This is a genomic window from Streptomyces huiliensis, from assembly GCF_020037025.1.
GTDB classification, from domain to species: domain Bacteria; phylum Actinomycetota; class Actinomycetes; order Streptomycetales; family Streptomycetaceae; genus Streptomyces; species Streptomyces huiliensis.
In genome coordinates this window covers 63107-79111 of record NZ_JAIQLH010000056.1, presented here as the reverse complement: position 1 = coordinate 79111, position 16005 = coordinate 63107, and the positions used below count along the sequence as shown (strand labels likewise).

Sequence of the window (16005 nt, the reverse complement as noted above, 5' to 3'; positions counted from 1 at the left end):
GTCCGGCCCCGGCCGGGCAGGGCGGGGCCGCCGCGTGGTGCGGCGCGGCGGCCGGGCGTCGGCTGCTGCGCCGCCCGCCGGACCGCGGCTCGTCCGCCGCCCTGCGGCTGGGGCGGCTTACGGCGATGCTCGCTCATCGAACGACTACTTCCTCGGGCAGGCGCTATCGCCTGGAAGCGGCAGGTGGCTTGCGTTCCCCCCGGTGCGAACCGGCCCCCTGAACGGCCGGGCGCACTGCATCCGGGACGAGGACGTCATGTCGCGTCACCCGGTTCCCAGTGGTCTGCATGGCGCACAGAGTACGCACGGTCAAATCCCGACTACTGGGGATGTTCACTCCAATTCAGGCCGCTCGTGTCCCACGAACCGGTGATGTGACCTCGTTCACCGTTCCTCCTCTTGTCGACGCAGGTGGCTCGTTCTATCGTCTGGATGTATCGAGTCGATACATCAGCTCGGCATAAGGGACCAGTAAAGACACAGGAGCAAAGGACTAGGCTGTGGGGGACAAGGAGGCGAAACATGAGCAGACGCTCCGGCATCCTCGAGTTCGCCGTCCTCGGCCTGCTCCGCGAGTCCCCCATGCACGGCTACGAGCTGCGCAAACGTCTGAACACCTCTCTCGGGGTGTTCCGGGCGTTCAGCTACGGCACCCTCTACCCCTGCCTGAAGTCCCTGGTGGCGAACGGCTGGCTGGTGGAGGAGCAAGGGAGTGCTCCCGACGACGCCAAAGCGGCGTCCCTGGCCGGACGGCGGGCGAAGATCGTCTACCGGCTGACGGCGGAGGGCAAAGAGCACTTCGAGGAGTTGCTCGCGCACACCGGTCCGGACGCGTGGGAGGACGAGCACTTCGCCGCCCGCTTCGCGTTCTTCGGACAGACGTCGCGGGACGTACGCATGCGAGTCCTGGAAGGCCGCCGCAGCCGGCTCGAGGAGCGGCTGGAGAAGATGCGTGCCTCTCTCGCCCGTTCCCGCGAGCGCGAGCGGCTGGACAGCTACACCCTCGAACTCCAGCGCCACGGCATGGAATCCGTGGAGCGCGAAGTCCGCTGGCTGAACGAGCTGATCGAGAGCGAGCGGGCCGGGCGTGACAAACGCACCGGTCCGGACCAGTGAGCCCTGCACACAGCAGGGCTTCGTCGAGAACGAACAGGGAGCAACCGGAATGGGTTCGGTTCGCGTAGCCATCGTCGGCGTGGGCAACTGCGCCGCCTCGCTGGTGCAGGGCGTCGAGTACTACAAGGACGCCGACCCGAACGGCCGCGTGCCGGGTCTGATGCACGTGCAGTTCGGCGACTACCACGTGCGGGACGTCGAGTTCGTGGCCGCGTTCGACGTGGACGCCAAGAAGGTCGGTCTCGACCTCGCGGACGCCATCGGCGCCAGCGAGAACAACACGATCAAGATCTGCGACGTCCCCGCGTCCGGCGTGACCGTGCAGCGCGGCCACACCCTGGACGGTCTCGGCAAGTACTACCGCCAGACCATCGAGGAGTCCCCCGAGGCCCCCGTCGACGTGGTCCAGATCCTCAAGGACCGTCAGGTTGACGTCCTCGTCTGCTACCTGCCGGTGGGCTCCGAGGACGCCGCCAAGTTCTACGCCCAGTGCGCCATCGACGCCAAGGTCGCCTTCGTCAACGCCCTCCCGGTCTTCATCGCCGGCACCAAGGAGTGGGCGGACAAGTTCACCGAGGCCGGTGTCCCGATCGTCGGCGACGACATCAAGTCCCAGGTCGGCGCCACCATCACGCACCGCGTGATGGCCAAGCTGTTCGAGGACCGGGGCGTCATCCTGGACCGCACGATGCAGCTGAACGTCGGCGGCAACATGGACTTCAAGAACATGCTCGAGCGCGAGCGCCTGGAGTCCAAGAAGATCTCCAAGACCCAGGCCGTCACCTCCCAGATCCCCGACCGGGAGCTCGGCGAGAAGAACGTCCACATCGGCCCGTCCGACTACGTGGCCTGGCTGGACGACCGCAAGTGGGCCTACGTCCGCCTCGAGGGCCGTGCCTTCGGCGACGTCCCGCTGAACCTGGAGTACAAGCTGGAGGTCTGGGACTCCCCGAACTCCGCCGGTGTCATCATCGACGCCCTCCGCGCCGCGAAGATCGCCAAGGACCGCGGCATCGGCGGCCCGATCCTGTCGGCCTCCTCGTACTTCATGAAGTCGCCGCCGGTGCAGTACTTCGACGACAAGGCGCGCGACCAGGTCGAGAAGTTCATCAAGGGCGAGGTCGAGCGCTGACCCGCTCGTAGAGCTCTCGCGCAGGCCCTCGGAGGGAATCCCCCCGGGGGCCTGTCCCGTGTGTGAGGCTGTGCGACATGCCCGTTGTGCGAGATCTCCGCGTCCTGCTCCAACTGCGCGATTTCCGCCGCCTGCTGACCGTACGGCTGCTCTCCCAGGCCGCGGACGGCGTCTACCAGGTCGCGCTCGCCGCCTACGTGGTGTTCTCCCCCGAGAAACAGGCCAGCCCCGCCGCCATCGCCTCCGCCATGGCCGTCCTGCTGCTGCCCTACTCGCTGCTGGGCCCCTTCACCGGCGTCCTGCTGGACCGCTGGCGCCGCCGCCAGGTACTGCTCCACGGCAACCTGGTCCGCTCCGTCCTGGCCGTCGGCACCGCCGTGCTCATCCTCGCCGCGGTCCCCGACTGGATCTTCTACGTCTCGGCCCTCTCGGTGACGGCCGTCAACCGCTTCGTCCTGTCCGGCCTCTCCGCCTCCCTGCCCCATGTGGTCGACAACCGGGAGCGGCTGGTGATGGCCAACTCGGTCTCGCCCACCGCCGGCACCCTCGCCGCCACCGCCGGCGGCGGACTCGCCTTCGCGGTACGGCTCGCGGCCCCGCAGGGCAGCACCGCCGACGCCCTGGTCGTCCTGGTCGGCGCCACCCTCTACCTCTGCGCGGGCCTCAGCGCCCTGCGCATGCCGCCCGCCCTGCTGGGGCCCGACACCACCGGGCGGCTGGTCACCCTGCGTTCGGCCGTCGGAGTGACCGTCCACGGGCTGACGGCCGGGCTCCGCCATCTGGCCCACCGGCGGCCCGCGGCGCGAGCGCTCGCCGCGATGACCCTGATGCGCTTCTGCTACGGCGCACTGACCGTCACCCTGCTGATGCTGTGCCGCTACGCCTGGACGGACACCGACTCCGCCGGGCTTGCCCTGCTGGGGCTCGCGGTCGGGGTCTCGGGGGCCGGTTTCTTCGCGGCGGCGCTGATCACCCCCTGGGCCGTCGGCAGGTTCGGACAGCTCGGCTGGATGGTGGTCTGCGCCGGCACCGCCGCCGTTCTCGAACCGGCCCTGGGGATCCCCTTCGAGACGGTCCCCATGCTGATCGCGGCCTTCGTCCTGGGCCTCGTCACCCAGGGCGCCAAGATCTCGACGGACACGGTCGTCCAGGCATCGGTCGACGACGCGTTCCGCGGCCGGGTCTTCTCCCTCTACGACGTCCTGTTCAACGTCGCCTTCGTGGGAGCCGCGGCCGTGGCGGCCCTGATGCTGCCGCACGACGGCCGGTCCGTACCCCTCGTCGTCACCGTCGCCGTGCTCTACGCGGCAACGGCCGTCGCGCTGGGCACCCGAGGCCCGGTTTCACGTGAAACATCGGCGACCGAGGACGGGCCCGAGCCCGCCGACGACACCCGACGTTTCACGTGAAACCACGAGGACCGCGCGGTCAGCCCTGCGCGGCCCACCACTCCTTCAGCGCGGCGACGGCCTCGTCGTGCTCCATGGGGCCGTGCTCCAGCCGCAGCTCCAGCATGTGCTGGTACGCCTTGCCGACCTGGGGACCCGGGGCGATCTCCAGGATCCGCATGATGTCGTTGCCGTCCAGGTCCGGACGGATGGCGTCGAGCTCCTCCTTCTGCTGGAGGTCGGCGATGCGCTGCTCCAGCCCGTCGTACGCCTGGGAGAGCGCCTGCGCCTTGCGCTTGTTGCGCGTCGTGCAGTCGGACCGGGTGAGCTTGTGCAGCCGGTCGAGCAGGGGCCCGGCGTCCCGGACGTACCGGCGGACGGCCGAGTCCGTCCACTCGCCCGTGCCGTAGCCGTGGAAGCGCAGGTGCAGCTCGACGAGGCGCGAGACGTCCTTGACCAGCTCGTTCGGGTACTTGAGCTTGAGCATCCGAGACTTGGTCATCTTGGCGCCGACCACCTCGTGGTGGTGGAAGGAGACCCGGCCGTCCTTCTCGAACCGGCGCGTCCGCGGCTTGCCGATGTCGTGCAGCAGCGCGGCGAGCCGCAGGGTGAGGTCGGGACCGCCACCCGGCTCGTCGCGCGGGGCCTCCAGGTCGATGGCCTGCTCCAGGACGATGAGGGTGTGCTCGTAGACGTCCTTGTGCCGGTGGTGCTCGTCACGCTCCAGCCGGAGGGCCGGCAGCTCGGGCAGGACCAGGGCGGCGAGGCCCGTGTCGACCATGAGCCGGAGGCCCTTGCGGGGGTGGTCGGAGAGGATGAGCTTGTTCAGCTCGTCCCGGGTCCGCTCGACGGAGACGATCTCCAGCCGATCGGCCATCTCCTTCATCGCGGTGACCACCTCGGGCGCCACCTCGAAGTCGAGCTGGGCGGCGAAACGGGCGGCCCGCATCATGCGCAGCGGGTCGTCGGAGAAGGACTCCTCCGGGGTGCCGGGCGTGCGCAGAACGCGCGCGGCGAGGTCCTCCAGGCCGTTGTGCGGGTCGATGAACTCCTTCTCCGGGAGCGCCACGGCCATGGCGTTCACGGTGAAGTCGCGGCGGACCAGGTCCTCCTCGATGGAGTCGCCGTAGGAGACCTCCGGCTTGCGGGAGGTCCGGTCGTACGCCTCCGACCGATAAGTCGTGATTTCGAGATCGAAGCCGGACTTGCGGCAGCCGACGGTGCCGAAGGCGATGCCGACCTCCCAGACCGTGTCCGCCCAGGGACGGACGATCTTCAGGACGTCGTCCGGCCGGGCGTCGGTGGTGAAGTCCAGGTCGTTGCCGAGCCGGCCGAGCAGCGCGTCCCGTACCGAGCCGCCGACCAGGGCGAGGGTGAACCCGGCGGCACGGAAGCGCTGGGCGAGGTCGTCGGCCACGGGGGACACCCGCAGGAGCTCGCTCACGGCGCGGCGCTGCACCTGGTTCAGTTCGTTCGGCGGCACGGAGTGGCTGTTGTTGGCGTTCGGCACAACAGGAAAGGGTACGTGGCCGGGCGGCGATAGCCGCCCTCAATCGGCGGAGCTGTGTGAGGACCGTCATAAACCGCCACAGCCTGGGCATCGACCCGCCCCGGTGATCTTGCGCTCCGGTCCGCAGCACTTCGGCACAGCGCGCCTCGTTACCATTCGTGGACGCACATCCGACGACCACTGACGACGACGAGGGACGGGCGAGCGCGTGGCCGAGGCGGCAGAGTTCCAGGGGACGTTCCGGGGGACGACGCCTCCTGCCGCTTTCCACCGGATCCGGTCGGTCCTGATCCTGCTCGCTGTACTGCTGGTGTGCCTCGGCATGGTCCAGCTCTCCGCCGCGCCCACGGCACGCGCCGACGGCACGGGCTCCCGCACGGTCTCGATCTCCGTCGACTCCCTGACCCCCGTCGCCCCCACGCAGAACGACAAGATCACGATCTCGGGGACGGTGACCAATAAGGGCCGGTCCACGGTCAGCGCCGGGCACATCGGGCTGCGGGTGGGAGGGCTGCTCTCGACGCGCAGCGAGATCGACGACATCGGCGACCGGACCGCCTTCTCGCCGGGCACCGACGGTCCCGAGCTGACCGGCCACACGCAGAAGATCGGAAAGCTCCAGCCGGGCATCTCCCGCGAGTTCACGCTGACCGTCCCCGCGAAGGACCTCAACCTGGACCGGGACGGCGTCTACCCGCTGGGCGTCTCGTTCTCCGGGCAGACCGCCGACCAGCAGTACGAGCGGGTGCTCGGCATCCGCCGCACGCTGCTTCCGTGGCAGCCGGCCGGCGCCGACGGCAAGAAGACCAAGGTCACCTTTCTCTGGCCGCTGATCTCCGACACCCACCTCACCGCCCGCACCGAGTCGGACCAGCAGCAGACGCCGATCTTCCCCGACGACGACCTCGCGGCGGAGCTGGCCCCGGGCGGCCGCCTCCAGCAGCTGGTGGCGCTGGGCAAGGACCTGCACGTCACCTGGGTGATCGACCCCGACCTGCTGGCCACCGTCGAAGCGATGACGAAGAGCTACCAGGTCGCCGGGCCGGGTGGGAAGGACACCCCCGGCCGGGGCCAGGCGGTCGCCAAGCAGTGGCTCGGCCAACTGCAGGCGGCGGTGAACGGCAAGGAGGTCGTCGCCCTGCCCTTCGGCGACCCGGACATCGCCTCGCTGGCCCACCACGGTACGAACGGCACGCTCGGCCACCTGCAGTCGGCCACGGAGCTCGCGGCCATGACCGTGGACACCATCCTCCAGGTGAAGCCGCGCACGGACTTCGCCTGGCCGGTCGACGGAGCCATCGACCACTCCGTCGTCGACGTCGGCACCTCGGCCGGCGCCCACAACATCATCGCCCGCAGCGACAGCCTCCGGGAGCCGGACGGCTCTCCCTACGCCCCCACAGCGGCCCGCCAGATCGGCGGGGGGGTCACGGCCGTCGTCGCCGACGCGCGCCTCTCCACCGCCTTCGAGGGCGATATGAGCCGTGCGGGCGACGCCTCCCTCGCGGTGCAGCGGTTCCTGGCCCAGAGCCTGATGATCAACAAGCAGGCGCCGGAGAACGAGCGCAGCATCGTGGTGGCCCCGCAGCGGATGCCCACCACCAGCCAGGCCCAGGCGATGGCCACGGCGCTCGGCGGGCTGTCCGCCGGACGCTGGTCGCAGCCGCTCGACGACCTGAGCGACGCCGCCAAGGCCAAGCCGGACCCCGCCGCCAGCCGTCGGGTGCCCGGCTCCGGCTCGTACCCGGACGCCCTCCGAGCCCAGGAACTGCCCACCGAGGCGTTCACAGAGATCCAGAAGACCCAGGACAAGCTGTCGTCCTTCAAGACGATCCTGACCTCCCCGGACCGGGTGGTCATCCCCTTCGGCAGCGCGATCACGCGCGAGATGTCCACGTCCTGGCGCGGCGACCCGGCCGGCGCGTCCGACTTCCGGGCGGCCGTGCAGTCGTACCTCGAAACCCTGCAGGACCAGGTCAAGCTGGTGGCCAAGTCCGACGCGACCCTCTCCGGCCGCAGTGCGACGATCCCCGTGACCGTGAAGAACGGCCTGCTCCAGGGTGTCGACCACCTGTACCTGCAGCTGGAGTCCACGCAGCCGAACCGCCTGAAAGTCACGGACAAGCAGCCCGTCAAGATCGACGGCGGTCACAGCCAGTCGGTGAAGTTCGAGACCCGGGCCTACGCCAACGGTCCGGTCACGGTGAAGGCGCGGCTCTACACTGCCGACGGCCAGCAGGTCGGCGAGGCGATGCCCTTTACTGTGCATGTCACGTCCATCACCCCTATGGTTCTGCTGGTCATCGCCGGTGGTGTCCTCCTCCTCGTCCTCGCGGGACTCCGCATCTACCTGAAGCGGAAGCGGTCGGGCAGCCGTGACGGCGCCGGGGACGGTCCGGAGGCCGGTGGCGAGGGCCCCTCGGACGGCGGTGACAACGGCGGCGGCGAGCCCGAGCGGCCGGGGGACCCTGCGGCCGATACCGGAACAGGGAGCGATGAGCCCTCCCGGCCGGGTGAGAAAGTGGAACGTTGACGTGTCGTGGGGCCGGTCGGCCGCGGACGGATGAGGTGGGCTAGGGATGAACGCGCCGTACGACGGTGACCGCGGCCGGGGCGCGGGGGGTGACCGACGGGACCAGTACCCGCCGGCGCCGCCCGGTGCCCAGGAGCCGCCGCAGCCGGGCCCGTACGCCCCGGACCCGTACCTCGGGGACCCCTACCCGGCCGAGCCGTACCCCGGGCACACCCCGGCCGACGACGGCGCGGCCCAGCAGGGCGGCTTCCACCAGGGCGGACAGCCCCCGTACGGACAGCAGCCCCCATACGGACAGCAGCCGCAGCACGGGCAGCAGCCGCAGGGCGGACCGCCCGTCCCCCCGCCGCCGCCCGCGCCCTCGTACCCGCAGCAGCAGGCGTGGCCGGCCGCGCCGCAGCCCGGATCCGAAGACGCGACCCAGCTCATCGGCAGCGTGAGCGGTTTCCCCGACCGGACGGCGCCCACCCCGCCCCAGCGCGACGCCTTCGCCCACCTCTACCGCGACCAGCAGCAGCCCTACGAGCCCCAGCGCCCGCAGGGCCGGCAGGTCCCGGCGCCCGGTCAGCACGCGGCGTCACCCTCGATGGAACACACCCAGCCGATGGTGCCCGCCGTGGAACCCCCCGCGGCCGAGCCCCTGGTGGAGCCGGAGCCCGCCCCCGCAGCTCCCGCGGCCCCGGCGGCGAAGGGCGGCAAGGCGGCGGGCCTGCTCAAGTCGAGCGCCCTGATGGCGGCGGGCACGATGGTGTCCCGGCTCCTGGGATTCGTGAAGCAGGCGATGATCGTTGCCGCCCTGGGTGCAGGCGTGCTGGGCGACACCTACACGGTGGCGAACCAGTTGCCCGCCATGGTCTTCTTCCTGACCATCGGCGGCGGCCTCAACTCGGTCTTCATCCCCCAGCTCGTGCGTTCCATGAAGGAGGACTCCGACGGCGGCGAGGCATACGCGAACCGTCTGCTGACGCTGGTCGGCGTGATCCTCGGCGGTCTCACCGTGATGACCGTGGTGGGTGCCAACTATCTCGTCCCCCTGATGTCCAGCAAGTTCGCCGACAAGCCCGATGCCAATACGGTGACGGTCGCCTTCGTCCACTACTGCATGCCCACCATCTTCTTCATGGGCATCCACGTGGTGATGGGGCAGATCCTCAACGCACGCGGCCGGTTCGGCGCGATGATGTGGACGCCCGTCCTCAACAACATCGTGGTCATCGCCAGCCTCGGCATGTTCCTCTGGGTGTACGGAACCGCGGGCACCTCGCACCTCGACGAGCACACCCTCCCGCCGGAGGGCATCCGCCTGCTGGGCATCGGCACCCTGCTGGGCCTGGTCGTCCAGGCCCTGGCGATGATTCCGTACCTCAGGGCGGCGGGCTTCAAGATCCGGCCGCGCTTCGACTGGCGTGGCCATGGCCTCGGCAAGGCGGCGAAGCTGGCCAAGTGGACCGTGCTGTTCGTGCTCGCCAACCAGGCGGGCAACCTGGTCGTCACCCAGCTCGCCACCGCCGCCGGTGTCAACAGCAAGCAGGACGGCACCGGCATCATGGCCTACATCAACGCCCAGCTCATCTGGAACATGCCGCAGGCCATCCTCACCGTGTCGATCATGGCGGCGATGCTGCCGCGGCTGTCCCGCTCGGCCGTTGACGGTGACACCAGCGCCGTCCGGGACGACATCTCGCAGGGTCTGCGCACCTCGGCCGTGGCGATCGTGCCCATCGCCTTCGCCTTCCTGGCGCTCGGCGTCCCGATCTGCACGCTGCTCTTCGGGTCCGGCGGCATCGAGGGGGCCCGCTTCTTCGGCTACGCCCTCATGGGCTTCAGCCTCGGCCTGATCCCGTTCTCCGTGCAGTACGTCGTCCTCCGCGCCTTCTACGCCTACGAGGACACCCGCACTCCCTTCTACAACACGGTCATCGTCGCGGCGGTCAACGCCGCGGGCGCGGCGCTCAGCTACTTCGTCCTGCCCGCCCGCTGGGTCGTGGTCGGCATGGGCGTCTCCTACGGCCTGGCCTACGCCGTCGGTGTGGGTGTCGCATGGCGCAGGCTGCGCAACCGGCTCGGCGGCGACCTGGACGGCGCCCGCGTGGTGCGTACGTACGCCCGCCTCATCGGCGCGTGCGTCCCCGCGACGCTCATCGGCGGCGCCATCGCCTACGGCATCGGCCAGGTGCTGGGCAGCGGTGTCCTCGGCTCGCTCGCCGCCCTGATCGGCGGTGGCGTGATGCTGCTCGGTGTCTTCTACATCGCCGCCAAACGCATGCGCGTGGAAGAGGTCACCGCCATGGTCGGCATGGTCCGCGGGCGTCTGGGGCGCTGACCGGAGCACAACCATCACCCGTCGTCGCGTGTCGTGCAGGGCGACGGAGTGTGGGCACAATTGTCTTGGCTGCGGACAGGGTGCATCGGACGGGGAGGCAGGAGCGACGGTGGCGGATCGGAGCACGGCTGCCGTCGACGTGGCAGACACCAGCGACGCGCAGGACGAACCGTCGCTGGCCGCCAAGGCGGACAAGGCCACGGCCGACGGGACGGAGGCCGGGAACACCGAGCGCAATGGCGCCGGTGCGCCCCTGGACACGATGCGGACGACGGACGGAAAGCCCTCGCGCGGCGACCGCGCGCCCGACCTGCACAGCGGTCACAAGCTCGCCGACAGGTACCGCCTGGAGGAGTGCGTCACCCGTCTGGAGGGATTCAGCAGCTGGCGTGCCGTCGACGAGAAGCTGCGCCGGGCCGTCGGCGTCCACCTGCTGCCGGCCGACCACCCGCGGGCCCGTACGGTGCTCGCGGCGGCCCGCTCCGCCGCGCTGCTGGGTGACCCGCGCTTCGTCCAGGTCCTCGACGCCGTCGAGGAGGACGACCTCGTCTACGTCGTCCACGAGTGGCTCCCCGACGCCACCGAACTGACCTCCGTACTGGCTGCCGGGCCCATGGAGGCCTTCGACGCCTACCAGTTGGTCAGCCAGGTGTCGCAGGCCATGGCCGCCGCCCACCGCGAGGGCCTCGCTCACCTGCGTCTGGGCCCCGGCTGCGTGCTGCGTACCGGCTCCGGGCAGTACCGCATCCGCGGTCTGGCCGTGATGGCGGCGCTGCGCGGCATGACCTCCGACTCCCCCCAGCGCACCGACACCGAGGCCATCGGCGCGCTCCTGTACGCCGCCCTCACCCAGCGCTGGCCCTACGAGGGCGACGCCCACGGCCTGGCCGGCCTGCCCAAGGACGTCGGTCTCATCCCTCCCGACCAGGTTCGGGCCGGTGTCCACCGCGGGCTCTCCCAGCTGGCGATGCGCGCACTCGTCAACGACGGTGCCACGGCGTCCCGCCAGGAGCCGCCCTGCACCACTCCGGAAGAGCTCGCCAAGGCCGTCTCGGCCATGCCGCGGATCCGCCCCCCGGAGACGCCGTACTCCGCCGCGCCGTCCTACGCCCGCCCCCCGACGGGCGGCGGCTACGGCCCCCAGCCCGCCCACCACCTTCCCGCCCCACCGCCGCCTCCCCTGCAGAGCCGCACTGGGACCGCCATCAAGTGGATCGTCTCCTCGCTGCTGATCGCCGCGCTGGGCCTGGGCAGCTGGCAGCTGGCGGACACCCTGCTGAAGCACACGGACTCCGACGACGATCCGCAGCAGTCCCAGTCGTCGGACAACGAGGCCAAGAAGAAGAAACCCGCGCCGAAACAGCTTCCGATCGAGCAGGTCACGGAGTTCTCGCCGCTCGCCGCGCCGACCGGGCCCAAGTCCGTGGCCTCCGCGGCCGACGGTGACGAGAACACGGCCTGGAAGACGGGAGCCTTCTACGGGTATCCCCGTTTCGGCAACCTCGATCAGCGCGCACAGGGCAGTGGGATCGTCGTCGACCTGGGCAAGGTCAAGGAGGTCTCGCGCGTCGAAGTACGGATGTTCGCGGGCCAGACCGTCGAGGTGCGCGCCGCCGATGTCTCCGCCTCCCAGCCCACGACGCTGAATGACTTCCCGAGGCAGCTCCTGGGATCTCAGAGGGTGGCCGGAGTGCACCTCCAGGTCACCAAGAGCGTGAAGACCCGCTACGTGCTCGTCCACGTCATCGAGCTGCCTCCCGAGAGCGGCAACACCTATCGAGGCGGGATCTACGAAATCAAAGTGTTCGGACAACGTTCTTGAGGCAGCGCCCCGCGAGCGCATGGATACCGGCCCACGGGCGAGGCCGTCTGCCCCTACCCAGTCAATCCCCCTCCTCTCTAAGTTGGTCTCGACAACAGATCGCGCGCGAGACAGCGCTCTAGGGCGGGGTGAGTGCCATCGCAGAGGACGGACGGCCGCAGCGGACGCCGACGGCCGACAGTGACAGCGAGCTGCTCGCGCTGCATGTCGCCGGGGACCCCGACGCCTTCAGCGAGCTCGTGCGGCGCCACCGCGACCGGCTCTGGGCCGTGGCACTGCGGACCCTCGGCGACCGGGAGGAAGCCGCGGACGCCGTACAGGACGCTCTCGTCTCCGCCTACCGCGCCGCTCACACCTTCCGCGGACAGTCGGCCGTCACCACCTGGCTGCATCGCATCACCGTGAACGCCTGCCTGGACCGGGCCCGCAAGGCCGCCGCCCGCCGTACGTCGCCACTCGCCGAGACCGAGAAGCTCGAGCATCTCCTCGAACCGCACGAGTCGGCCGCCGAGCCGGCTGAGCGGAGCGATCTCCACCGAGAGCTGCTGGGCGCGCTCGCGACGCTGCCGCCAGACCAGCGGGCCGTTCTCGTCCTGGTCGACATGCAGGGCTATCCCGTCGCCGAGGCGGCGGCCGTATTGAATGTTCCCGTGGGCACCGTGAAGAGCCGGTGCGCGAGAGCACGGGCGAGACTGCTGCCCCTGCTCACCCATCTGCACCCCGGCGGCAGGGGTAGCCCTCGCACCGAGAGGGAAAGGAACCGGTCGCAGGGGACGTCCGTCCCACCACCGGCTGGACGGAGTGACGTGAACCCAGTGAAGGGCGGAGGTGGGCGAGCGTGACCTCGACGACCGGCACGGACGGGCACCCGGAGGTCTCCGAGATCTCCGCACTCGCCGAGGGAGTGCTCCCCCCCGCGCAGAGCGCCGACCTACGGGAGCATCTGGCCGACTGCGCGGTGTGCGACGAGGTCCGGGTGTCCCTCGACGAGATTCGCGATCTGCTGGGCACCCTGCCCGGCCCGGTCAGGATGCCCGCGGACGTCGCGGGCAGGATCGACGCGGCTCTCGCGGCCGAGGCGCTGCTCGATGCGACGGCCCCCCAGGAGGCGGTCGCGACCGTTTCACGTGAAACCACGGCGACGATCGCCGATCTCGTTTCACGTGAAACACCGCTGGAGCCGGCCCGTGACGCCGAGAGCCCGGTTTCACGTGAAACACCGCTCAGTGACCGCCCCGCCGGGCGCCCCCGCGGCACTGTCGGGCCGGGCCGTCGGTCGACCACCGGGAAGTCTCCCGGGACATCGTCCACTGCACGTGGCCGCCGCTGGCGCCGGACGCTCCTGGGTACGGCCTGCGCCGCTGCCGCCATCGGTGTGGGCACCTTCCTGCTCCAGGGAACGGGAGACGACGGGGGCGACCGTTCCTCGCTGCGAGCGGACAGCCCGAGCCCTACCGCGGTCGCCGTGGCCGAGCTGAGGACACGGGTCCACGACGCGCTGTCGAACATCAAGCCGGCCGAGACGCGCGGCATGCGCGCACAGGACGGCGCCGAGACCTACCAGGGCTCGGAGAGGACCGCACCGTACTGCGTGCAGCGGGGCATCGGCCGCACGGAGCCCGCACTCGCGGTACGCCAGGAGCGCTTCACCGGAACGGACACCTATCTGGTGATCTACCCGCACTCCCGTGACGCCGCGCTCGTTGACGTCTATGTCGTCGCGGCGGACTGCGTCGTCACCTCCTCCGGCGCCCCCGGAAGGGTGCTGGCGAGCGAGACGGTCTCGCGTTCCTGAACCGCCTCTCCGGCCGCTGCGATGTCCCTGGGGGAATGCTCGCCCCGTAGGATCCGTTGGGTGGGGTGAGACCCAGCAAGGACCCAGTCAGCAGTCGGCAGAGACAAGGAAGACACCCGTGAGCGACGTCCGCAACGTGATCATTATTGGCTCCGGGCCCGCGGGCTACACGGCCGCGCTCTACACCGCCCGTGCTTCGCTGAAGCCGCTGGTGTTCGAGGGCGCCGTGACCGCCGGTGGTGCGCTGATGAACACCACCGAGGTCGAGAACTTCCCCGGCTTCCGCGACGGCATCATGGGCCCGGACCTCATGGACGGCATGCGGGCCCAGGCCGAGCGCTTCGGCGCCGAGCTGATCCCCGACGACGTCACCGCCGTCGACCTCACCGACGAGATCAAGACCGTCACCGACTCCGCCGGCACCGTCCACCGGGCCAAGGCCGTGATCGTGGCCACCGGCTCCCAGCACCGCAAGCTCGGCCTGCCGCGCGAGGACGAGCTGTCCGGGCGTGGTGTCTCCTGGTGCGCCACCTGCGACGGGTTCTTCTTCAAGGACCAGGACATCGTCGTGGTCGGCGGCGGCGACACCGCGATGGAGGAGGCCACCTTCCTCTCGCGCTTCGCGAAGTCGGTCACCGTCGTCCACCGCCGTGAGGCCCTGCGCGCCAGCAAGGCCATGCAGGAGCGGGCCTTCGCCGACCCCAAGATCTCCTTCGTCTGGGACAGCGAGGTCGCCGAGCTCCACGGCGAGGCCAAGCTCTCCGGGCTGACCCTGCGCAACGTGAAGACCGGCGAGACCTCGGAACTGCCGGTGACCGGCCTCTTCATCGCCATCGGTCACGACCCCCGCACCGAGCTCCTCAAGGGCCAGCTGGAGCTGGACGACGAGGGCTACCTGAAGGTCGACGCGCCCTCCACCCGCACCAACCTCACGGGCGTCTTCGCCGCCGGTGACGTCGTGGACCACACCTACCGCCAGGCGATCACCGCCGCGGGCACCGGCTGCTCCGCCGCCCTGGACGCGGAGCGCTACCTCGCCGCCCTCGGCGACGGCGAGAACGTCCGCGAGCCCGAGCAGACCGCCTGATCCCCCTCCCCGCCCCCCACATAGAGAAGAACCAAGGAGACCGCAATGGCTCTCAAGGCCGTGACCGACGCGTCCTTCGACGAGGACGTCCTCAAGAGCGACAAGCCCGTGCTGGTGGACTTCTGGGCCGACTGGTGCGGCCCCTGCCGGCAGATCGCTCCCTCGCTCGAGGCCATTGCCGCCGAGTACGGTGACAAGATCGAGATCGTCAAGCTGAACATCGACCAGAACCCGGGCACCGCCGCCAAGTACGGCGTCATGTCGATCCCGACCCTCAACCTGTACAAGGGCGGCGAGGTCGTGCAGACCATCGTGGGCGCCAAGCCGAAGGCCGCCCTGGAGCGCGAGCTGTCGGACGTCATCCACACCAAGTAAAAGCGCGCCGGTGTTTCACGTGAAACAGGGTCCCTCTCCTCATGGAGACGGACCCTGTTCCGTACCCCGGCTACAACGGCCGTAGTGCCGGCTCCTTCTGCACGGCACCCAGCAGCCGGTCCAGCGCCAGCTCCACGTCCTCTTTCCAGGACAGGGCGGACCGCAGCTCCAGCCGGAGCCGGGGATACCTCGGGTGTTGACGCACCGTCTTGAACCCCACCGCCAGCAGGTGGTCGGCCGGGAGCACACACGCGGGTTCCTTCCACCGCGCGTCGCCGAACGCCTCGATGGCCTTGAACCCGCGCCTCAGCACGTCCTTGGCCACCGTCTGCACCATGACCCGGCCCAGACCCTGGCCCTGGAACTTCGGCGCCAGCCAGGCGGTCATCAGCTGGACGGCGTCAGCGGCCACCGGACTGGTGGGAAACGCCGTCGCCCGCGGCACATAAGCCGGCGGAGCGTAGAGGACGAACCCCGCCGGCTCGTCGTCCACATAGACGACGCGGCCGCAGGATCCCCACTCCAGGAGAACGGCCGAGATCCAGGCCTCCTTCTCCAGCTCGGGGCGGCCCGCCCTCAGTGCGGCCTCGCCGCTGACGGGGTCAAGCTCCCAGAACACACACGCCCGGCAGCGCTTGGGAAGGTCCGGCAGATTGTCCAGAGTGAGCGGTACGAGGCGACGCCCCATGGAGCCAGTTCCTCACTTCCTACCCGTGCCGCGCCGCGGGCGGCGCTCAGCGCACTGCGCTCCCTGAGCAGGCCGCCGACGAATCCGCCGACCGCGCCCAGACCCAGGCCCGTCGCCACCAGTCCGGTCCGGCTCACCGTTCGCATGGCCTCGTTCCTCCGTCACCTGCGTGCGCATGTCCGACGTGGTGGTGCCATACCTCAACGCATCGTAGCCACTGGGGGTTTGAGCGGACA

12 protein-coding genes are annotated in these 16005 nt (G+C 70.2%); 10 read left to right on the top strand and 2 right to left on the bottom strand.

The window, feature by feature from the left end; all coding sequences use genetic code 11:
- The first annotated feature begins 522 nt into the window (after nt 1-522).
- The 3 genes from JNW98_RS12155 (at nt 523) to JNW98_RS12145 (ending at nt 3657) form a co-directional block, all read left to right on the top strand.
- On the top strand, nt 523-1116 hold the full coding sequence (locus JNW98_RS12155; RefSeq protein WP_223768171.1) for a PadR family transcriptional regulator: 594 nt from the start codon (nt 523-525) through the stop codon (nt 1114-1116).
- 49 nt (nt 1117-1165) lie between these two features.
- Nucleotides 1166-2248: an inositol-3-phosphate synthase gene (locus tag JNW98_RS12150; protein ID WP_223768170.1), complete on the top strand. Its 1083-nt coding sequence runs from the start codon at nt 1166-1168 to the stop codon at nt 2246-2248.
- A gap of 77 nt (nt 2249-2325) precedes the next feature.
- Nucleotides 2326-3657, top strand: a complete 1332-nt coding sequence (locus tag JNW98_RS12145) for an MFS transporter (protein WP_223768169.1) — start codon at nt 2326-2328, stop codon at nt 3655-3657.
- A gap of 19 nt (nt 3658-3676) precedes the next feature.
- On the opposite strand, the gene JNW98_RS12140 is transcribed toward JNW98_RS12145, so the two are convergent.
- On the bottom strand, nt 3677-5146 hold the full coding sequence (locus tag JNW98_RS12140) for a CCA tRNA nucleotidyltransferase (RefSeq protein ID WP_223768168.1): 1470 nt from the start codon (nt 5144-5146) through the stop codon (nt 3677-3679).
- Between the two features lie 208 nt (nt 5147-5354).
- Here JNW98_RS12140 and JNW98_RS12135 point away from each other — a divergent pair, with 208 nt between their 5' ends.
- The 7 genes from JNW98_RS12135 (at nt 5355) to trxA (ending at nt 15081) form a co-directional block, all read left to right on the top strand.
- Nucleotides 5355-7679, top strand: a complete 2325-nt coding sequence (locus JNW98_RS12135; RefSeq protein WP_223768167.1) for a DUF6049 family protein — start codon at nt 5355-5357, stop codon at nt 7677-7679.
- Nucleotides 7680-7725: 46 nt separating this feature from the next.
- Nucleotides 7726-10002, top strand: coding sequence for a murein biosynthesis integral membrane protein MurJ (gene murJ / locus JNW98_RS12130; RefSeq protein ID WP_223768166.1), 2277 nt, complete (start codon nt 7726-7728; stop codon nt 10000-10002).
- Between the two features lie 109 nt (nt 10003-10111).
- Entirely contained in the window at nt 10112-11824 is a 1713-nt protein-coding gene (locus JNW98_RS12125; RefSeq protein WP_223768165.1) for a protein kinase family protein, read from the top strand.
- Nucleotides 11825-11952: 128 nt separating this feature from the next.
- Complete coding sequence (gene sigM / locus JNW98_RS12120; RefSeq protein ID WP_223768164.1) at nt 11953-12666, top strand: RNA polymerase sigma factor SigM; 714 nt, start codon at nt 11953-11955, stop codon at nt 12664-12666.
- Nucleotides 12663-13619: a zf-HC2 domain-containing protein gene (locus JNW98_RS12115; protein WP_223768163.1), complete on the top strand. Its 957-nt coding sequence runs from the start codon at nt 12663-12665 to the stop codon at nt 13617-13619. The genes sigM and JNW98_RS12115 overlap by 4 nt, the downstream gene beginning before the upstream one ends.
- 118 nt (nt 13620-13737) lie before the next feature.
- The gene (gene trxB / locus JNW98_RS12110) at nt 13738-14706 is read left to right on the top strand and encodes a thioredoxin-disulfide reductase (RefSeq protein ID WP_223768162.1); all 969 of its coding nucleotides are present in this window, start codon (nt 13738-13740) and stop codon (nt 14704-14706) included.
- Between the two features lie 45 nt (nt 14707-14751).
- Nucleotides 14752-15081 carry a thioredoxin gene (gene trxA, locus JNW98_RS12105; protein WP_223768161.1) on the top strand — a complete coding sequence of 110 codons (330 nt, stop codon included), beginning with the start codon at nt 14752-14754 and terminating at the stop codon, nt 15079-15081.
- Nucleotides 15082-15151: 70 nt separating this feature from the next.
- Here trxA and JNW98_RS12100 read toward each other — a convergent pair whose 3' ends face one another.
- Nucleotides 15152-15769, bottom strand: a complete 618-nt coding sequence (locus tag JNW98_RS12100) for a GNAT family N-acetyltransferase (protein ID WP_223768160.1) — start codon at nt 15767-15769, stop codon at nt 15152-15154.
- Nucleotides 15770-16005: the final 236 nt, after the last annotated feature.